Source organism: Stenotrophomonas sp. YJH_SMC_37 (genome assembly GCF_059370035.1).
In genome coordinates this window covers 35,769-55,436 of record NZ_JCAFTG010000020.1, presented here as the reverse complement: position 1 = coordinate 55,436, position 19,668 = coordinate 35,769, and the positions used below count along the sequence as shown (strand labels likewise).

The 19,668-nt window shown below is 66.5% G+C and carries 19 protein-coding genes; 7 read left to right on the top strand and 12 right to left on the bottom strand.

What is annotated here, in order from left to right; all coding sequences use genetic code 11:
- Positions 1-171: 171 nt before the first annotated feature.
- Positions 172-471, bottom strand: coding sequence for a hypothetical protein (locus AC5P8J_RS19390; RefSeq protein WP_197576056.1), 300 nt, complete (start codon positions 469-471; stop codon positions 172-174).
- Between the two features lie 222 nt (positions 472-693).
- Here AC5P8J_RS19390 and AC5P8J_RS19385 point away from each other — a divergent pair, with 222 nt between their 5' ends.
- Positions 694-3,813: a discoidin domain-containing protein gene (locus tag AC5P8J_RS19385; protein WP_495217067.1), complete on the top strand. Its 3,120-nt coding sequence runs from the start codon at positions 694-696 to the stop codon at positions 3,811-3,813.
- Between the two features lie 59 nt (positions 3,814-3,872).
- Here AC5P8J_RS19385 and AC5P8J_RS19380 read toward each other — a convergent pair whose 3' ends face one another.
- The 9 genes from AC5P8J_RS19380 to AC5P8J_RS19340 all read right to left on the bottom strand — a co-directional run bounded on the left by AC5P8J_RS19380 (position 3,873) and on the right by AC5P8J_RS19340 (position 14,530).
- Positions 3,873-4,850 carry an ABC transporter substrate-binding protein gene (locus tag AC5P8J_RS19380; RefSeq protein WP_495213895.1) on the bottom strand — a complete coding sequence of 326 codons (978 nt, stop codon included), beginning with the start codon at positions 4,848-4,850 and terminating at the stop codon, positions 3,873-3,875.
- 16 nt (positions 4,851-4,866) lie between these two features.
- A complete protein-coding gene (locus tag AC5P8J_RS19375) occupies positions 4,867-6,612 on the bottom strand; it encodes an amino acid ABC transporter permease/ATP-binding protein (protein ID WP_495217065.1) in 1,746 nt (581 codons plus the stop codon).
- Positions 6,609-7,160, bottom strand: coding sequence for a GNAT family N-acetyltransferase (locus AC5P8J_RS19370; RefSeq protein WP_021202883.1), 552 nt, complete (start codon positions 7,158-7,160; stop codon positions 6,609-6,611). The genes AC5P8J_RS19375 and AC5P8J_RS19370 overlap by 4 nt, the downstream gene beginning before the upstream one ends.
- Positions 7,157-8,377 carry a M20 aminoacylase family protein gene (locus tag AC5P8J_RS19365; RefSeq protein ID WP_180832271.1) on the bottom strand — a complete coding sequence of 407 codons (1,221 nt, stop codon included), beginning with the start codon at positions 8,375-8,377 and terminating at the stop codon, positions 7,157-7,159. The genes AC5P8J_RS19370 and AC5P8J_RS19365 overlap by 4 nt, the downstream gene beginning before the upstream one ends.
- A 4-nt stretch (positions 8,378-8,381) precedes the next feature.
- On the bottom strand, positions 8,382-9,725 hold the full coding sequence (locus AC5P8J_RS19360) for an LLM class flavin-dependent oxidoreductase (protein WP_227854321.1): 1,344 nt from the start codon (positions 9,723-9,725) through the stop codon (positions 8,382-8,384).
- Positions 9,726-9,743: 18 nt separating this feature from the next.
- Positions 9,744-10,721, bottom strand: a complete 978-nt coding sequence (locus AC5P8J_RS19355) for an MsnO8 family LLM class oxidoreductase (protein ID WP_495213892.1) — start codon at positions 10,719-10,721, stop codon at positions 9,744-9,746.
- Positions 10,722-10,735: 14 nt separating this feature from the next.
- Positions 10,736-11,098: a DUF3088 family protein gene (locus tag AC5P8J_RS19350; RefSeq protein ID WP_005409341.1), complete on the bottom strand. Its 363-nt coding sequence runs from the start codon at positions 11,096-11,098 to the stop codon at positions 10,736-10,738.
- Positions 11,099-11,255: 157 nt separating this feature from the next.
- Positions 11,256-11,837, bottom strand: coding sequence for an FMN reductase (gene msuE, locus AC5P8J_RS19345; protein ID WP_024956916.1), 582 nt, complete (start codon positions 11,835-11,837; stop codon positions 11,256-11,258).
- A 116-nt stretch (positions 11,838-11,953) separates the two neighbouring features.
- On the bottom strand, positions 11,954-14,530 hold the full coding sequence (locus AC5P8J_RS19340) for a TonB-dependent receptor plug domain-containing protein (RefSeq protein ID WP_494540116.1): 2,577 nt from the start codon (positions 14,528-14,530) through the stop codon (positions 11,954-11,956).
- 337 nt (positions 14,531-14,867) lie between these two features.
- Between AC5P8J_RS19340 and ftrA the strand changes: the two genes are divergently transcribed.
- From ftrA to AC5P8J_RS19325, 3 genes are all read left to right on the top strand, one after another.
- A complete protein-coding gene (gene ftrA, locus AC5P8J_RS19335) occupies positions 14,868-15,869 on the top strand; it encodes a transcriptional regulator FtrA (RefSeq protein ID WP_495213889.1) in 1,002 nt (333 codons plus the stop codon).
- Positions 15,870-15,964: 95 nt separating this feature from the next.
- On the top strand, positions 15,965-16,408 hold the full coding sequence (locus tag AC5P8J_RS19330) for a BLUF domain-containing protein (protein WP_495213888.1): 444 nt from the start codon (positions 15,965-15,967) through the stop codon (positions 16,406-16,408).
- A gap of 97 nt (positions 16,409-16,505) precedes the next feature.
- On the top strand, positions 16,506-16,973 hold the full coding sequence (locus AC5P8J_RS19325) for a chemotaxis protein CheW (protein ID WP_180832281.1): 468 nt from the start codon (positions 16,506-16,508) through the stop codon (positions 16,971-16,973).
- Positions 16,974-16,984: 11 nt separating this feature from the next.
- Here AC5P8J_RS19325 and AC5P8J_RS19320 read toward each other — a convergent pair whose 3' ends face one another.
- A complete protein-coding gene (locus AC5P8J_RS19320; RefSeq protein WP_111103098.1) occupies positions 16,985-17,485 on the bottom strand; it encodes a hypothetical protein in 501 nt (166 codons plus the stop codon).
- 92 nt (positions 17,486-17,577) lie between these two features.
- The gene (locus tag AC5P8J_RS19315) at positions 17,578-18,165 is read right to left on the bottom strand and encodes a TetR/AcrR family transcriptional regulator (RefSeq protein ID WP_164133597.1); all 588 of its coding nucleotides are present in this window, start codon (positions 18,163-18,165) and stop codon (positions 17,578-17,580) included.
- Positions 18,166-18,398: 233 nt separating this feature from the next.
- Between AC5P8J_RS19315 and AC5P8J_RS19310 the strand changes: the two genes are divergently transcribed.
- From AC5P8J_RS19310 to AC5P8J_RS19300, 3 genes are read left to right on the top strand one after another with little or no spacing between them, the layout of a single operon-like run.
- The gene (locus AC5P8J_RS19310; protein WP_111103105.1) at positions 18,399-18,854 is read left to right on the top strand and encodes an SRPBCC family protein; all 456 of its coding nucleotides are present in this window, start codon (positions 18,399-18,401) and stop codon (positions 18,852-18,854) included.
- A gap of 11 nt (positions 18,855-18,865) precedes the next feature.
- The gene (locus AC5P8J_RS19305) at positions 18,866-19,180 is read left to right on the top strand and encodes an ArsR/SmtB family transcription factor (RefSeq protein ID WP_049410880.1); all 315 of its coding nucleotides are present in this window, start codon (positions 18,866-18,868) and stop codon (positions 19,178-19,180) included.
- Between the two features lie 2 nt (positions 19,181-19,182).
- Complete coding sequence (locus AC5P8J_RS19300; protein ID WP_191862863.1) at positions 19,183-19,641, top strand: SRPBCC family protein; 459 nt, start codon at positions 19,183-19,185, stop codon at positions 19,639-19,641.
- Positions 19,642-19,668: the final 27 nt, after the last annotated feature.

The following is a 19,668-nucleotide window of genomic DNA, read 5'->3' as shown; positions in this document are numbered from 1 at the left end:
ATCCTTTATCGACGTTAAGGTGCGGGATGGGGATCGCTCGGCTCGTCTGTCGGCTGCTATCCGCAGATATCATGTTGACGGTCCCTCCACCCTGGCTCCTACATACCGCGTAGGAGCCGGGAGGAACATACAAGCCATGCTGGGCTGCTTCTGAAACGTGTTCAGTGGAAGTCAAGCAGGCTCAGCTCTGGCGAAACTGCAGGTAGAGACGCTGGCAGCATCGCTGACATCAGAATGCACCGCTATCAACTCGGCTTCCGGGAGCGCCTTCTGGACCTGCGCGCATGTGTCACGCGCGACATCGTTTGCGGCCGTTCCCTCTCGCCAGAATCGCAACGCCAAGATGCCCGGCAAACCGCTGCCCAGCAATGCATCGTCACATCCCGACTCTGCAAGACATCGCTCAAATGCACTGAGATCTTCTCCGGTATCGGGCACCCGATACATCAGCGTGAAGCTGAATTCCACCATCAATCCATTTCAGACCTGAGGTCGCTATCAATCAGCGTATGACCTAGCCTGCAGGCGTCCAGAGCCACATGCGTCAGTCCCATCGATGAATCGTGACTCAAGCCCACGAAGGAGGCGACCGGGGATCATCCGCAACCTATTGCAGCGCGTCATGTAACCGATTACATACCTTGCTAGCGTAGCGCTCGCCCGATACCTGCCGAACCTGCGAGGCTGTACGTAATGACATTGCGCGCCGAACGCTCCAAGGTCTCCCGCTCAGCCATTCCGTGGCGAGCTGCCGCCACCCTGCTGTTGGCCGCCCTCGCCGCTGCCGCACAGGCACAGACCCTCCCCCCGCGCAGCCAATGGCAGGCCAGCAGTTCCTCGCAGCAGGTGCCGGCGATGGCGATCGGCCACCTGATCGACGGCGATCCGAAGACCGTCACCGGCGGCGCCTTCAGCCCCGGCCACTGGTTCCAGATCGACCTGGGCGCGCCCACCCAGCTGGCGGGCGCCCGCCTCACCTGGGATGTCTCCAACCCGGAAGGCTATTCACTGCAGACCTCAATGGATGGCATGCAGTGGCAGACCGCGTACACGATGGCCGATTCACTGGGCGATGTGGAAACGCTGTACTTCGCGCCGCGGCAGGCGCGCTATCTACGACTGGCCAGTCCGCAGCGCACCTCCGACTGGGGCGTGTCGATCTTCGAGCTGGAGCCGCTGGACAGCACGCTCAGCGCACGCATCGCCGATGTCGATGCAACACAGGCAGCCGCGCTCTGGCAAGGCGGCGGCACCGTTGCGGTTCCGGCCGGAAAAGGTGGATCCCATGCGCTCGAGATCACGCTGCCGCAGGCTCAATCCACGGCTGGCCTGGTGGTCGACTGGGCCGATGGCGCGCGCGGCGCTGCGCGACTGCAGGCGCAGGATGCACAGGGCCGCTGGCAGGACGTCGCACACGATGCACAGGCGGCCAATCATCGGCAAAGCTGGCTGGCTGCTGACACGGCACAACCCCTGCGTGCGTTCCGGCTGAGCGTGGACGGCCCCGCACCGCAGGTCGCGCGACTGCGCCTGCTCGGGCCAAAGGCGGTAATGACGCCGATGAAGCGATACCAGATCACCGCCAGCGGCGCTCAGCGCGCGTTGTTCCCGGCATCGCTGCAGATGCAGCAGACCTACTGGACCGCCGTCGGTGTGCACGCAGGACGACAGAAATCGATCTTCGACGAATACGGCAATCTGGAAGCCTTCAAGGGCGCGCCGCTGGTGCAGCCGATCTGGCGTGGCGCTGACGGGCGTGCCGCTGGCGCGGCAGGACAGCCGATACAGCACGCGTTGCGGGATGGCTGGAAACCGATGCCCTCCGCTACGTGGTCACCGCAGCCCGGCCTGGAGGTGCGCAGCGAGGTATTCGCCATCGAGCGCGACGGCCAGCCGGTAACGTTCTTGCGGCATCGCCTGCACAACACGGGCAGCGCCAGGATCGAAGGCACGCTCAGCCTGGTCGTGCGCCCGATGCAGATGAATCCGCCGTGGCAGAACGGCGGGCTGTCACCGATCCGCGATGTGGCGATCGATGGACAGGCCGTGCGCGTCAATGGACGCACGCTGCTGCAGTCGCTCACGCCGGTGGCTGCGTCCGGCGCGGCGCCGTTCGGCAAGGATGGCGCAACGGAAATCACCGCGACCCTCGCTGCCGGCCAGCTGCCCTCCACGCAACAGGCGCGCGACGACGAGGGTCTTGCCTCGGCTGCGTTGAACTACCGCGTATCACTGGCACCGGGGGCCAGCGATGCCATCGTGGTCGCGTTCCCGCTGGGTACTACCGCCGCCGATACCAAGGGCGCACTGCCCGAAGCGCCCGCGCTCGATCTAGCCACGCTGCCCCGCGAATCCAATGCGGCGTTCGATTCCCTGGCCGCGCAGGCCTCCGCGGACTGGCAGGCACGGCTGGGCCAGGTCGGCCTGCGCCTGCCCGATCCCTCACTGGTCGACATGCTGCGTGCGCAGGCCGCCTACATGCTGATCAACCAGACCGGCCCGGCGATGCAGCCCGGCCCGCGCAACTACAACCGCTCTTTCATCCGCGACGGCATGGCCACCTCGGCGGTGCTGCTGCGCATGGGCGAAGCACGCGTCGCGCGCGACTACCTGGCCTGGTACAGCGAACACGGGGTGCATGCCAACGGCCTGGTCTCGCCGATCCTCAACGACGATGGCAGCGTCAATACCGGCTTCGGCTCGGACATCGAGTACGACAGCCAGGGCCAGTACGTGACGCTGGTGGCCGATGTCGCGCGCCTCGATGGCGGACCCGAATCGGTACGTGCCTATCTGCCGAAAGTGAAGGCAGCGCTGCGCTTCCTGCAGGAACTGCGCGAACGCACGCTGGCGCCCGGCTACAAGGCCGACCAACCAGCGCCGGAGCGCTTCGCGGGCATTCTTGCGCCGTCGATCAGCCATGAGGGTTATCCGTCTCCCACCCACAGCTACTGGGACGACTATTGGGGCCTGAAGGGCTGGCACGACGGCGCGTGGCTGGCCGAATCGCTCGGCGACCACGAGACCGCAGCGTGGGCACGCGAACAGTACAAACTGCTTTACGACGCGCTGCATGCCTCGATCCGGGCGACGATGGCGTGGAAGGGCATCGACTTCATTCCCTCCTCGGCCGACCTGGGCGATGGCGATCCCACCGGCGTATCGATCGCACTGGACCCGACCGGCGCACAGAGCGTGCTGCCCGCCGAGGCGCTGCGGACCACCTTCGCGCGCTATCTGGACGATGTGCGCAAGCGCAGCCAGCCTGGTGCGTTGTACGCGTACACCCCGTACGAGATCCGCAACGTGCTGAGCTATGTGCACCTCGGCCAGCCACAGGTGGCCGATGAGCTGCTGCAGGGGCTTCTGCATGATCGGCGCCCGCTTGAGTGGCAGGTGCTGGCCGAAGTAGTGCATTCACGGCTGCGCTTCCCGCGCTACCTGGGCGACATGCCGCACACCTGGATCGGCGCCGAATACGGCCGCACGCTGTTCGGCATGCTGATGCGCGAAGACGATGATGCGTTGTCGCTGCTGCCAGGTACGCCACCTTCGTGGGTGGCGGGGGGTGGATTGGCGGTGGAACGCCTGCCGACCGCGTACGGCACGTTGCAGATGCAGGCGCGGCAGCGCGACGGCATGCTGACGGTCACGCTGGGCAAGGGGTTGCGCAGCGGGACGGCAGTGAAGGTCTGGTGGCCGGCGCGCACCATGCCGAAGACGGTGCGTGTGGATGGGAGTAGCGTTTCCGACTTCGACGCCGAGGGCGTGCGCTTGGCGAAACCGTTCCGGACACTGGAGGCGCGTTGGTAGAGCAGCCGAGCATCGCTCGGCTCTACAAAGACGGAAGTAGCGCCGGGCCACGCCCGGCGTCATTGCAGCGTCGGCAACCCCGGCGGATTGGTCTGCGACTGCGGCACCGCTTCCTCGGCCACATTCCATCGCTTCAGCGCCTGCGCATAGGTGCCGCTGCCGATCTGGGTGTTCAGCGCCTGCGTCACCGCGTCGGCCAGGCCGCTGCCCTTGCGCGTGGTCACCGAGATCGCTGCGGCATTCGGCCATCCCCCTGGGAACAGGCCCACACGCCGCACCTTGCCGTCGCGCGCCGAATAGGCGCCGGTAGCATTGGGCTCGAACGAGACATCGGCGCGGCCGGTGATCACCGCCAATCGGCCGACCACCGCGTCATCGAAGTACTGGTATTCCACGGGCTTCAATCCCGCCGCGATGTTCTGCTGGTCCCACTGGCGCAGGATCTGGTCCTGGTTGGTGCTGGCACCGACCACCACCTTCAGCCCGGCCACATCGGCGGGCTTTTCGATTTTCTGGATGGGCCCGTCGCTGCGCGTGTAGATGCCCAGCAGGTCGTAACGGTAGCTGGAGAAATCGAACTTCTTCTTGCGTTCCTCGGTGACCGTCACGTTCGACAGCACCGCATCGTACTTGCCTGACTCCAGCCCCAGCGGCCAGTCGGCCCAGGCCACCGGCACGATCACCAGCTTCAGGCCCAAAGCATCCGCGATCAGCCGCGCGATGTCCGGTTCGATGCCGACCACGTCCTTGCTGTCGGCGCCGTAGTCGGCCAGCGGTAGCTGCCCCGGGTGGGTCGCCACGGTGAATGCGCCCGGCGTGACGAAGCGGTAGCCCGCAGGAATCAAGGCCTGCGCCTTCGGGTCGAGCGTGCCCTTCAGCACGGCGGTGTTGGTGCCGGCCAGGCTGGCCGCGGCCACAGCGGCAGCCTCCGGGGCCTGGCGCGCGCGCGAGTAGACGATGCCGGCGATGCCGATGACCAGCACGCCCACGATCAACAGGGTGCTGCGCGAGGGGCGACGCGGTACTGCAGGGCTCATGATGTTCCTTCCGGGGTTACAGGGTCTTGGCCAGGAAATCGGCGGTGCGTTGCTGGCGCGGGCGCTCGAACAGGGCCTCGGGCGTGCCCTGCTCGATCACCCGCCCCTGGTCCATCATCACCACGTGGTCGGCCACGCGGCGGGCGAAGCTCAGCTCATGGGTGACGATCACCAGCGTGGTACCCGAACGGGCCAGTTCCTCGATCACGCTCAGCACCTCCGCCACCAGTTCCGGGTCCAGCGCCGACGTGGGTTCGTCAAACAGCAGCACCTTCGGCTGCAGCGCCAGCGCGCGGGCAATCGCGATGCGCTGCTGCTGGCCACCGGACAGCTGGCGCGGGAACGCACCGGCCTTGTCGGCCAGGCCGACCCGCTCCAGCAGCGTGCGCGCCTGCCGCTCGGCCTGCGCACGCGGCACGCCGCGCACCGCGATTGGCGCCTCGATGATGTTCTCCAATGCGGTCAGGTGCGGGAACAGGTTGAAGCCCTGGAACACCATGCCCACCTCGGCACGCCGACGGCGGATCTCGCGCTCGGGAAGTTCGTACAACGTGTCACCCTCGCGGCGGTAACCGATCAGCTGGCCGCCGACGGTCACGTAACCACTGTCCGCGCGTTCCAGGTGGTTGATCAACCGCAGCAGCGTGGATTTCCCGGCACCGGACGGGCCGATCAGCACCGTCACGCTGCCGGCGCGCAGGTCCAGGTTCACGTCTTCCAGCACCGGCTGATCGCCGAACACCTTGCCTACGCCGTGCAGCGACACCGCCGCGCCCTGGCCCGCTTCGACCTGGGTGGCGATGCGCGGGCGGTTGGCCACGCGCGGCGCAGCATCACTGGATGTCCGCACCGGTGACGACACCCGCGACACCGAGCGCTCGCGCTGCAGCTGGCCGCGCGCGAAGCGCTGTTCCACGCGCCGCTGCAGCAGCGACAACACGGTCAGGATCACCAGGTACCAGACCGTGGCCACCATCAGCAGCGGCACCACTTCCAGGTTGCGCCGATAGATCACCTGCACGGTGTAGAACAGCTCCGGCAGCGCCAGCACGTAGAGCACCGAGGTGCTCTTGGCCAGGCCGATCACATCGTTGAACGCGGCCGGCAGGATCGAGCGCATTGCCTGCGGCAGGATGATGCGGCGCACCTGGCGGCCCCGCGGCAGGCCAAGCGCGGCCGAGGCCTCGTACTGGCCGTGGTCGACCGAAAGAATGCCACCGCGGATCACCTCCGCCGAGAACGCCGCCTGGTTCAGGGTCAGGCCCAGCACCGCGGCGGTGAACACACCGATCAGCTGCGTGGTCGGGTACGAGAACAGGCTGATGCCGGTGAACGGCACGCCCAGTTCGATGGTGCTGTACAGGTAGCCCAGGTTGTTCAGCAACAACAACAGCACCAGCAACGGGATCGAACGGAACAACCACACATAGCCCCACGACACCGCCGACAGCAGCGGCGAACCAGAGACGCGTGCCAGCGCGAGCAGCGTACCCAGCGCGAAACCGAGGCCGGTGCCAAGCGCGGTCAGCAGCAGCGTGCGACCCAGGCCTTCCAACACCGGGCGTGCGAAGAACCACTCGGCGAAGGTGCCCCAACCCCAGCGCGGATTGCCCAGCACGGACTGCAGCCCGATCAGGATCAGCGCCAGTGCCAGCACCGTGCCGAAGACCTGCAGCGGATGCCGGGCCGGCACGATCTTCAGTGCCGGTCCGGGCGCCGGACGAGCGGCGATGCCCTCCAGCGCGGTCGACGGTGTGCTCATGCGTGGGCTCCGTGCAGCAGTGCCTGTGCAGCGGTAACGACAGGCGTCGTCGCCCGCAGGTGCTTTTCGAACGGCAGATGCGCAACGGTTTCCGGGTCGGCCTCCAGATCGAACAACGCGGTGTAGCCGTGGCTCAGGTACAGGCCAACAGCTTCCGGCTGGCGGAAGCCGGTCGTCAGGAACACCCTCCGGTACCCTTGCCGCGCCGCCTGCTCTTCCAGCTCCTGCAGCACGCGCCGCGCAATGCCCTGGCGACGCAGCCCGGGCAGTGTCCAGATGCGCTTGAATTCGGCGGTATCCGGATCGCGGTGCGGCATGAACGCACCGCCGGAAATCGCCACCCCGTCGCGCAGCAGCAGCACGAAGGCGCCCACCGGGGCCGCAAAGGCCTGCGCCGGGTAGCGCTGCAGCTCCTCGCGGGCGCTGCCGCCGATGCGGCGACGCACGTCGGCGTAGCGACTGTCGTACTCCTGCTCCAGGCCATCGAACAGGGGCCGCGCCAGCGGATCATCCACCGAGGTATAGAGGAAGCGTTCGTCGTGGCTCATGTCGCGTCCTTCACCAGGTAATCTTCGGCCAGTCGCGCCCACAGGCTGGCGGCGGGGGCAATGGCCGCGTCGTTGAACACATAGCGCGGGCTGTGCAGCGGTGCACTGTCACCGTTGCCGACGAACACGAAACTGCCCGGCCGCGCCTGCAGCAGGAAGGCGAAATCCTCGCTGGCCGTGCGCGGTGCGAAGTCGGGCACCACCTGTGCGGCGCCGAAGCCCTGCACGGCCACCTCGCGGATGTAGGCGGTCTGCTGCGGATGGTTGATCACACTGGGGAAGCCGCGCGGGAATTCGATCTCGGCGCGCGCACCGAACGCGGCGGCGGTCTGTTCGGCAATCTCGGTGACCCGGCGCCGCAGGGTATCGCGCACCTCCGGTAGATAGGCGCGCACGGTCAGCTTCAGCTCGACCACGTCCGGAATCACGTTGGCGGCCTGCCCGCCGTGGATCGAACCGACGGTCACCACCCCCATCTGCCGCGGATCGACATTGCGCGACACCACGCTCTGCAGCGCGGTGACGATGTGCGCCGCCGCCAGGATCGGGTCGACGCTGCCCTGCGGTTCGGCACCATGTCCGCCCTTGCCGATCACCTTCAGCCGCGCCCAGTCCACCGATGCCATCGCCGGACCATCGACGAAGCCGAAGTGGCCGACCGGTACGCCGGGCCAGTTGTGCAGCCCATAGATCGCATCCACCGGGAAGCGCTCGAACAGGCCGTCGGCAATCATCTTCGATGCACCCGAGCCGGTTTCCTCGGCTGGCTGGAACACCAACTGCAAGGTCCCGTCGATATTGCCGTGATGGGCCAGGTAATGCGCCGCAGACAGCAGGATGGCGGTGTGACCATCATGACCGCAGGCATGCATCAGGCCGTCGGTCTGGCTGGCGTAGGCCAGCCCCGAGTCTTCGTGGATCGGCAAGGCATCGATGTCCGCACGCAGCCCCAGCCGACGGCCGCCCTGCCCACGCTGCAACGTGCCGACCACGCCGGTGCCGCCGAGACCGGTGGTCACCTCATAGCCCCATTGCTGCAGCAACTCGGCCACACGGGCGCTGGTGCGGTGCTCCTCGAAGGCCAGCTCCGGGTGGCGGTGCAGGTCATGGCGGATCGCGATGGCGGCCTCGGCGCGTGCTGCAATTTCCGGCAGCACGCCGATGGACGCGGAATCCAGCCGGGCATGGCCCGGCGCTACCGAGTTCTCTCCGCTCATCGCCCTACCCCGCCTTCCGCGCCGGCTCGGCGTCGGTCGAATAGCGGCTGGCCTTGTACGGCAGGCCCAGATGCTCGCGCAGGGTCTGTCCTTCCAGCTCGCGCTGGTGGTAGCCGCGCGCCTGCAGGATCGGCAGCACCTGGGTCACGAAATCGTCCAGGCCTTCGCGCTGCGCGGCGAATCCAAGAATGAAACCGTCGCTGGCACCGGCGTCGAACCAGCGGATCAGCTCATCGGCCACGTGCTCCGGCGTGCCGATGAAGTTTGGTCGCGGGCTCACCGCTTCCAACGCCACCTGGCGCAGGCTCAGGCCCTTCTCACGCGCATCCTGCTTGATGCGGTCGGTGGTGGAACGGAACGAATTGCTGCCGATGTCACCCAGCTCCGGGAACGGTGCATCCGGGTCGTACTGGCTGAAGTCGTGGTGATCGAAGAAGCGCCCCAGGTACGCCAGTGCATCCTCCAGCGTGGCCAACGCGGCAATCGCCTGGTACTTGGCCTCGGCCTCCTCGGCAGTGCGGCCGACGATGGGGCCGATGCCCGGGAAGATCTTCACGTCATTGCCGCTGCGGCCGTGGGCGATCGCCGAGTTCTTCACCTTCTGGGTGAACGCGCGGGTTTCTTCCAGCGACGGCGAATGGGTGAACACCGCATCGGCGTACTTCCCGGCCAGCGCGATGCCATCATCGGAAGAACCCGCCTGGAAAATCACCGGCTGGCCCTGTGGCGAGCGCTGGATGTTGAGCGGGCCTTCCACCTGGAAGAAGCGGCCCTTGTGGTCGAGGCGGCGGAATTTCTCCGGTGCGAAGAAGGTGCCGCTGTCGCGCTCACGCACGAAGGCGTCGTCATCCCACGAATCCCACAGCCCCTGTACCACCTCCAGATATTCGTCGGCGATCTGGTAGCGCAGCGCATGCTCCGGGTGCGGCCGGCCATAGTTGCGACCCGAACCTTCCAACGGCGAGGTCACCACGTTCCAGCCAGCACGACCACCACTGAGCAGATCCAGCGAAGCGAACTGGCGGGCGACAGTGAACGGGTCGCTGTACGAGGTCGACAGCGTGCCCGCCAGGCCGATCTTCTTCGTTGCCGTGGCCAGCGCCGAGAGCAGCGAGATCGGCTCGAAGCGGTTGAGGAAGTGCGGGATGGACTTTTCGTTGATGTACAGGCCGTCGGCAACGAAGCCGAAGGCGATGCCGTTTTCCTCGGCAGTGCGCGCGATGTCGATGTAGAACTGCAGGTTGACGCTGGCATCGGCCGGGTTGGACGGATGCTTCCAGGCATGCATGTGGCTGCCGGGGCCCTGCAGCATGATGCCGAACGGAATGTGGCGCGGGGTGGTGCTCATGGGAATCGCTCCTGCAGGTCAGGCCACCGCCGCGCGCGGCGCGGGCGACAGCAGTTCAAGGGATGTCAGGCGTGCGTCGAGGTCGGCCACCGGCGCATCGAGGATGAACTCGCCCACGCCGAAACGCCGGTGCAACGCATCCAGTTCGCCGCGCACGTGCTGCGCATCACCGGACAGCACGCTGGGGCGCGTCTCCTCGATGCGGAAGTCGGCCACCCCCACCTGGTGCGCGTACTCGGCAGCTGCCTCGGCGCTGGGCAGGTTCACCGCCTGCCCGGGACCGAGGTGCAGCTTGTAGACGCGCAGCGCACCGATATGGCGCGAAGCGGCTTCCGCAGTCGGTGCGGCGAAGGCCACCGTGGCCAGCAGCGGCGGCTGCGAGGCGACGCTGCGGTAGGCGTCGAACGCGGCCTCGATGTGCTTCGGGTCACCGTCGAAGTGCGCGGCGTAGACGAAGCGCCAGCCCAGCTCGGCCGCCTGCCGTGCACTCTGCGGGCTGGCACCGAGCAGGAAGCGCTCCGGCGCCTGCTGCGGAATCGGCCGCGCCAGCACATCGGCTTCGGCGCCGGACAGATAGCCCTCAAGATCGCGCAGTTGCTGGTCGAAGTCGGCGAACCCCGGGCGCCCGGCCGCCAGCGCGGCAGTCGACGCTGGCAGGCCGCCCGGTGCCTTGCCCACGCCCAGATCCACGCGCCCTGGCGCCAACGCTGCCAGCAGGTTGAAGTTCTCCGCCACCTTGTACGGCGCGTAGTGGCGCAGCATCACCCCGCCGCTGCCGACACGGATGCGCCGGGTCTGCGCCAGCACCCACGCCGCAAGCACCTCCGGTGCGGGACTCGCCAACGTCGGCGCGGCGTGGTGCTCGGCAAACCAGTAGCGGTGATAGCCCAGCTGTTCGGCGCGCTGTGCCAGCTGCAGGCTGTTGCGCAGCGCCTGCTCCGGCGAGGCGCCTTCGGCCACCGGGCTCTTGTCCAACACGCTGATCTGATAGCTCATGGTCGCGTCCTCGCTCAGGGATGGGCCACGGGGATGCCGAGCAACCCGTTCAGCGCGGCCAGGATCGGCTCGGCACCGGAGATGTACTGGCGGTCCTGGTGCACGCCACTCGCGAGGTCACTGCGCACGCCCTGCGGCAGCACCAGCTTCGGCAGCGACTGGTCCTGCTCGCCGATCTCGGCGATCACCTCCCGGCGCGGCCGTGCGAAACCGATGCGGCGCACGTCCAGCTGCGCGTCCAGGCCGTCGATGCTCGACAGCGCACCTTCCAGCAACAGGCTGTGCCGGCAGAAGAAACGCTGGCCGGGAATCTGTCCGTCCTCGAACTCACGGTCGAGCAGGAACAGGATGGGCTTGTCGGTTGCGTCCAGACTCACGGGGTCGTCCTCATCGGGGGGCGGCAATGCGATGCCGCTTCGATATCGATGCTAGAGATGACGGCGGTCGGCACGGCGATGCCAGGCGACAATCGGCGGTCAGATCCGGCCATGCAGATGCGCCTTGGCCATAAGCAAAGCGCCGCCGGTTATGCCGTCAGGCGATCCTTCGCAGCGGCGCCGGTACCGCCAGCGCCTGCGAAGCCAGATGCCCTGCCGCGCGCTCGGCCGCCAGTGCGATGCGCGCCTGCAAGGCTGCACTGTTGATCTGCTCGCCATCGAAGTCGGCAGGCGTGGCATACACCCCGATCGGCAGCGTGTGCGCCTGCAGGAAACTGAACAACGGCCGCAACTGGTGGTCGATCACCAACGCATGGCGCTCGCTGCCGCCGGTCGCTGCCAGCAATACCGGCGTATCCACCAGCGCTTCCAGCCCGATGAAATCGACCAGGTGCTTGAACAACCCGGGATAGGAACCGCGATACACCGGCGCCGCCACCACCAGCAGCCCGGCCGCCTCGATTGCCTGCAGTGCCTGCTCTACGGCTGGCTCCGCTTCATCGCGCGACAGCGACTGCCCCAGCGAACGCGCGATCGGCGCCAGCTCCACCAGCTCCACGCTGGCATGCACCCGCTGCTGCAACGACGCCAACAAGTGCCGCACCAGCAGCAACGTGCGCGACGTCGCCGAGCTGGTCGGTGACCCCACCACTGCCACCACCTTCAATGCAGAAGACATGAACTGCTCCTCGATGATGCCGAACTGCCGCCGGCCGCCTTTCGCCTTGTGTAGAGCCGAGCCATGCTCGGCTGCTTTCGCCTTTGCGGAGTCGAGCCATGCTCGACTGCTCCAGATCAGAACCGGTAATTGATCCGCCCGTACCAGAACGCCCCGATGCGGCTCAGCACGTCGCCCGAATCCCAGGTCGTCTCGATGCTCGCCACATCGGTGGCACTGCGCGCGTACTCCGGCACCTTGCGGGTGCGCTTGTCGAACACGTTGTTGATCCCCAGCGCCGCACTCCAGCCCGCACCCAGTTCCACGCCACCGGAGAGATTGGTCACCAGCACCGGCGGCTGCTTGTACTCCACGCCGTTGTTCAGGCGCTTGATCGGTCCGTAGTAGGTGAAGTCGACGTTCGAGCGCCAGCGCCCGTTCTGCCAGCCCAACCCCGCCACCTGCGTGTAGCTGGGCGTACGGAAGCGCAGCGCGTACTCGCTGCTCTTGGTCAACAGGTTGATGTTCGGCAGCCCCTGCAGCGCCGCCGGAATGTCGCTGACCTTCTGGATGGTGGTGCGCCCCACGTTGGCCGCATAGCTCCAGCGCAGCTTGCCCCACACGGTTTCCTGGTTGGCCTCCAGGGTCAGCTCGACACCGCGTGTGCGGGTATTGCCCACGTTGGTGAAGTAGCTGGCATAGAACGCATCACCCGGCAGGATGCTGATGCCGGCCGAGCCCAGCAGCGCATCGATGGTGTTCTTCTGCGCCGTACTCAGCACCGTGCCGCTGTTGTCGGTGATGCGCGCTGGATCCTGCGCGTTGTAGCCGATCTGGCTGGACTGGCCGAGCTGGCCACGGATGTCGATCTGGTACGCATCCACGGCCAGGTGGAACGCCGGGCTCGGGTCCCAGGTCACGCCCAGGCTGTAGTTGGTGGCTTTCTCGGGCTTCAGCGGCGTCGCACCCAGCGCAACCGCCGCCGGCGAAGACACCTGCGCCACCAGCGTGGTGCCGCAGGGGCAGCTGCCCGTGGCCTGGTAGTACTGCGCGCCCAGGCTGGGTGCATGGAAACCGTTGCTGACCGTGGCGCGCACGCCCAGCGCGTCGGTGAAGTCGAAGCGCGTGGTCAGGCGGCCGGTGGAGACACTGCCGAAGTCGGAGTGATCTTCCCAGCGCGCGGCCGCATCCAGATACCAGCGCGAGGTGATGTTGGTGGCCGCGCCCACATAGACCGCCTTGCTGTTGCGGGTAGCCTTCACCGCGTCCGCAGTGGAATAGCCGACGAAGGCCGCAGCACCAAAGCCGGTATACGACTCCCACTGCCCCGCCCCACGTTCGTACTGTTCGTGCTGGTACTCGGCACCTGCGCTCACTTCCAGCGGCGAGGCGAACGCAGCCACCTCGAAGCCACGGCGCAGGTCGAGGTTGGCGATACCCTGCTGGTAGTCCAGCTTGCCGTCGTAGAAGTCGGTAGGCGAACCGGGGTATGGCAGCGAGTAGTTCACCGAGTTGCGGGTATACGTGCGCACCGTGCTGCGGTTGCCGGTCAGGCTGGCGTCGTAGTCCCAGCCTGCGATCTGGCCTTTCACGCCTGCGGTGCCGGTGTACTGTTTCTCCTTGGTTTCCAGTACCGGCAGGAAGCCATCCGGGAACACGCTCAGCACGCCGGGTGCCTTATAGGTGGTGAAGATGGTCGCCGGCAGACGGAAGTTCTGGATCGCCTGCGCGGTGCGGTCACTGGCCGTAGCGTTAGCGTAGAACTGCGCGCTTTCGCCCAGGCCATGGCCCACGTTCACCGCGAAGGCCTTCAGCGCATACGACGGCGAGCTGAGGATGATGTTGGCCTCGGCATTGCGGTTGGCCTCGGCCGGGTTCGGCGATGCGCCGGCCGGCAATCGATTGTTCGGTCGCAGCGCGACCAGATTGCCGTTGGCATCTACCGCCGGATAGCTCAGATAGTCATCGATGTAGCGGCGGCTACGGATCGCGTGGTGCTGCCGCGTTGTCTCACCGGACAGGTTGACGAAGCCATCGGCGCCCCACGGCAGGCCCACGTTGGCGCGCACGCTGGTTCGCGATCCATCACCGTCGATGCTCTGCCCGCTTTCCACGGCGAACTCGCCACCGTGTGCCTGCGATTTCAGGATCACGTTGACCACGCCGGTGATCGCGTCCGAGCCATAGATGGCCGACGCACCATCGCGCAGCACTTCCACATGGTCGATGGCCGACACCGGAATCAGCGCCAGGTCGGCCCAGGCGTGGCCTGGGAAGCCGCCGCCGTTGGCACCGCTCACATAGGCACTGGCATTGCGGCGCTTTCCGTTCACCAGCACCAGCGTGTAGCCGGGCGACAGGTTGCGCAGCTGGTAGCCACGGATCAGGCTCTCCTGGTCGCTCTGGTAGCCACCAATCTGGCTGAGCGACGGCAGTGCGCGCTGCAGTGCTTCCAGCAGGTTGGCCTGGCCGGTGGCGGTGAGGTCTTCGGCGGAGATCACGTCGATCGGCGTGGAACTGTTCTTCACCGTACGCGTACTGGTGCGCGAGCCGGTCACCACCACGGCATCCAGCGTGGACGCGGCCACGTTGGCCGTCGCGGCGGCGGCAGCAGGATCCGCATCGGCTTCAGCCGCATGGCTGGGCGAAGCGGCGAGGATGGCTGTGATCAGGGCAGCGAGAGTGCTCAGGACAGGGGCGTGGGCGGCAGGCATGGGGGCTCGTGGGGGTGGGCCGGAAACACGCTTCCATTCAAGGGCCTGTTCACCCACCGCGACAGGCGCGATCGCGTCACCCAACCGTCATATCCGGCCAGCCACATGACTGCTGGTAATGAGGTTAGGCAGCCGCAACGGTGCGCGGCTGCTTGTAGAGCCGAGCCCACGCTCGCCTGCTCCTCGCGACGGCGTCAGATGCATCCCCCTGCCGGTATTGAGCCGAGCGTGGGCTCGGCTCTACAAGAGGGGAGCGACTGCTCCATATGCCTGGTCGGCATCACCTCATGCCCGCGCACCACTCAGCGCCATGCATCTGCACCCGTAGCATCAAGCCATGCCCAGCCCACCCGCCGACCCCGCTGCGCCGCTCGTTGCCATCGTCGCCTGCCACGGCCAGGGGCTGTTCGAATTCGGCTGTGCGGTGGGCCTGTTCGCGCCGATAAGACCCGAGCTCGGCGTGGCCTGGTATCGCACCCAGCTGTGCGCGGGTGAACCCGGTGCGCTGCGCATGCTTGGCGGAACGCAGGTGCAGCTTCCCTACGACCTCAGCACAGTTGATGACGCCGACATCATCGTCATTCCCGGTTGGCGCGAGCCCAGCGAGCGCCCGCCACAGGCGCTGCTTGATGCACTCATCCGTGCCCACGGCCGTGGCGCGCGCATCGCTTCGATCTGCTCCGGTGCCTTCGTGCTGGCGTGGGCCGGGCTGCTCGATGGCCGCCAGGCCACAACCCACTGGCGCCTCACCGAAGCGCTGGCGCGCGACTTCCCACGCATCGATGTGCGCGAGGACGTGCTGTACGTCGATACCGGCAGCATCATCACCTCGGCTGGCTCGGCCACCGGCATGGACATGATGTTGCACATGGTGCGCAAGGACTACGGCGCGCGCGTGGCCAACCTGGTGGCCGAGCGGCTGGTACTGGCGCCATGGCGTGATGCCGGGCGCAGCCAGCGCGTCAGCCGCGCCATTCCCCATGGCGAGCCCACGCGCTTGGCAAAGCTGATGGAATGGATGCGCCGCAACCTGCGCGAGCCCCACTCACTGGGCAGCCTCGCCGAGCAGGCCGCGCTCAGCCAGCGCACCCTGCAGCGGCAGTTCCTGGAAGCCACCGGCCTGTCACCCATCGACTGGCTGATCCGCGAGCGCGTGGCATTCGCCCGCGAGCTGCTGGAAACCACTGACCGGCCGCTGCAGTGGATTGCCGAGCAGGCCGGCTTTGGTTCGCAGGAGTCGTTCCGCCGGCACTTCCGCGGCCAGGTGGACGCCAGTCCTACCGAATACCGCAGCCAGCATCGCGGCGGAATTGGCGCGGATCGGCTGGTGGGCTGCTGATCCAACGCGTCACTCCCAGGTGATGTGTGAGGAAAGGCTCACGGCAGGCTACGGCGCCCCACGTATAGTGACGGGCGTCACAAGAAGCCCCTTCCATGCTCCACGCATTTGCCTACTCCAGCCACATGTCGGCTGGGCTTTCCGATGAAATCCTCCGGCAGATCGTCTCCTGCTCTGCCACGTTCAACCGTCGCGTGGACGTCACCGGAGCGCTGCTCGTCGACGGTCAGCGGTTTTTCCAGTACGTCGAAGGTCCTCCCGACGGCCTGGAGGCGGTCAAGCGCCGCATCCATGACAGTCGCTCGCATGCTGCCGTCGTTCCGGTACTGGACATGGCCATCGGCGCGCGCGCGGTTCCGTACTGGGCCATGACCCGCATCGACACCGGGCAGATCATGGTGTCCGGCCTGGTCAATGCACGATGGGACGAATTCGGCCATTCCGTTCCGGGCATGGATCAGCTCGTCGGCCTGCTGCGTCCGCACTTTCCGCGCATCGGCCCGCTCAGTGCGCACCATGCGCCCGTCGGATCCAGCTGAACCGCCGCCTTGCGCGCGTAGTCCCACGCGGCCGCGTGCTCCCTGCAGACGTCATCATTCAAGCCGCGTTACCCATCGTTCCTGCCAGATCCACAGCATGCCTGTACCCGCTCAACCTTCAACGCAAACACGTGCCTCGCCCGCCGAGTTGTTCGAGGTCGTCGTCCTTCGTGCAGGCACGGCCCTGTTCGCGATCGACGTCCAGGCTGCCGTGGAAATACGCGGCCCCGAGACCTTCGGCCCTGCAGATCAGCATGGCAGGCGGAACCTGGAGGTACGAGGGCAGCCATTGCCGGTGGCCGACCTGCGCAGGCTCAGCGGTCAACCGGCATTCGGTGGCGGCAGCCCTGCCGTGCTCTTGATCAACGCCGGTAGCGCAACCCTGGCGCTGGCGGTGGATGAAGTGCTGGAGATCGAGACGCCGGACGCAACGCCAGACGTATCCGCGCCTGCCGAGGGTCGGGTGTTCAACTTCTGCAGCCGGCATGTTCGGGTGGATGCCACACGTTCGGCTGCGCTGATCGAACCGCAGTCGTTGCTGGCTGAAATGGCCATGCGGGACTGAGGTGCCTCTGCTCAAGGGCGCCTGCGAACCGGTTGAGACCGCATGCGCCAGCACTGCGCGGCAAAGCCCAGCACAAACACCGCAGCCAATCCCAGCAGCGTGTGCAGCACCACCGGCGCCATCGGCGCCGCAGCAATTGGATGCGCTGCCGGCAACCGTGTCAGCGTTTCATTCACGCCCGGCACCAGCGACAGCAGGAAGCTGAAAGACAGCGCAAATGTCGACACGTAAGGTGCGGCGCCACCCAGCCAGCGCAGCCGGGCCGCCAGCACGCCGCCGAACGCCACCAGCAGCACGATCACTCCGAATGCGTGGCCCGGGTTGATCCCGCCCGTACTGGAGACGGTGAACGACGTTGCCACCGACAGCACCAGCCCAAGCAGGTACAGCTTGCCGGAGCGTGTCGCGGGGTCGATCGCGCGATGGCGAATGAAGGCATACAGGCCGGCGAACACCGGTACAAGGCTGACGGCCGTGTGGATCACGCCCAGCGTGGACAGAGAGTGCGACATGGAACATCTCCAAGGGTTGATTGAACCTACTAGTAGGTAGACTTCTGAATCAAAGAAAAGGCCTACGTTGCCGCAGGCCCAGCACACATCAATCAGGCAGCCGCGCTCACCCGCGCGATGGCCAGCCGTGCCAGCGCAGCAAACGTCGCCGCATCGCCGAAACCGCGCGCGGCCAGCATCGCGCCATGCACCGATGACATGAACGCCTTGGCCTCATCGGCCACCGAACCCTGCAGGCGCAGTTGACCCAGCGCCGCGCCCTTTTCCAACGTGAGCGCCAACCAGCCACTCAAATCATCGAAATGCCCGCGTACTTCTTCGGCAATCTCCGCAGGGATCATCGGCGCCTCTGCCGCCAGCATCGCGCAGATGCAGAACGAAGACGTGCCACCGGCAATACAGCTCGACCAGTAGTCCACATAGGCGTTGAGCTCCCGCAGCGGGTCGTCCAGCTGCCGGTCCAGCAGCGCCAAGCCTTCGCGCGCCTCGGCCCGGTACAGTTCAACCACCGTGCGCACCAGGTCCGCCTTGCTGGGGAAATGGTGATGGATGCTGGCCTTGCTGATGTTCACCCGCGCCGACACGTCGGCGTAGCTGAAACCGTTGTAGCCACCAGCCTCCAGCAGCGAACGGGCGTGGGCCAGGATCTCCTGGGCCTTGGGCGAGAGCGGCTCTTTCATGCTGTCAACCTACTAGTAGGTTGACGGCCTGTCAACTATCCGCGGCCGGGTGGGCAGCATCTGGTAGTGCCGGCCGCTGGCCGGCAACTGCACGCACCCAACTCCACCGGGATGCCGGCCAGCGGCCGGCACTACCGCATCCGGGCGTTCGTGACCGGTTTTGACATGCAGGTATTTACCTGCATATAGTCCACTCAAGGGCGGCACCTGCCGGCCCATGCGAGGAACCTGCAATGGTGGATATCGCACACCGGGTCGGCATCAAGGCCCCCGCAAGCCAGGTGTATCAAGCACTGGCCACCCCTGAAGGTGTCGCCGCCTGGTGGGCCGAAGACGCCCATGGCGACTACAACGTCGGCGGCACGATAAAGGTCCGTTTCACCAATAACGGCCAGGAAATCGGCGCCATGGAAATGCAGCTGGAACAGCTCGTTCCTGGCGAACTGGTGCTCTGGCAGTTCCTGGCCGGCCCCGCCGAATGGATCGGCACGCATGCGCGCTTCGCGCTGAAACAGGAAGGCGACTACTGCATCGTGCTGTTCACCCACGAAGGCTGGAAGGAACGCGTCGAGTTCACCTCCCACTGCAGCACCAAGTGGGCGGTGTTCCTGATGAGCCTCAAAGCCCTGCTGGAAACCGGCAAGGGCCAGCCCAACCCGCACGACGTCAGGATCGACAACTGGAACTGAAGACGCCCCGCATGAATGCAGACAAGGTGTTCAAGGCCCTGGCCGACCCCACGCGCAGAACGCTGCTGGACCTGCTCTGCGAAAACAACGGCCAGACCCTGGGCCAGCTCTGCGAGCACCTGGACATGGCCCGGCAATCGGTCACCCAGCACCTGGGCCTGCTGGAAGACGCCAACCTGATCAGCACCGTGCGCCGTGGCCGCGAGAAGCTGCACTTCATCAACCCGGTGCCGCTGCATGAGGTCTATGAGCGCTGGGTACGCAAGTTCGAGCAGCAGCGCCTGAGCCTGCTGCATGACCTGAAACGCGAACTGGAAGGAGAATGACGATGTCCGCAGAGACCACCCGCTTCATCCACGTGATCTATATCGCCTCCACGCCACAGAAGGTGTTCGAGGCCATCACCCGCCCCGAGATCGCCAGCCGCTACTGGGGCCATGAAAACGTCTCGGACTGGAAGCCCGGCTCGCGCTGGCAGCATGTGCGCGCCAACGAAACGCGCTCGGTCGAACTGGTCGGCGAAGTGGTGGAAAGCACCCCGCCCTCGCGGCTGGTCATCACCTGGGCCGCCGCCTCGCAGGCCGACGACCCGGACGCCTACAGCCGGGTTACCTTCGACATCGTGCCCTACCAGGACATGGTGCGGCTGACGGTTACCCATGAGGAGCTGGAACCGGGCAGCGGCATGGATACCGGCATCCGCCAGGGCTGGCCGATCGTGCTGTCGAGCCTGAAGTCGCTGCTGGAGACGGGCAAGGGGCTGGATGTGTTTGCCAAGCCAGCGTAGCCGTCGGGAGGGTTGGCCCGCGCGAGC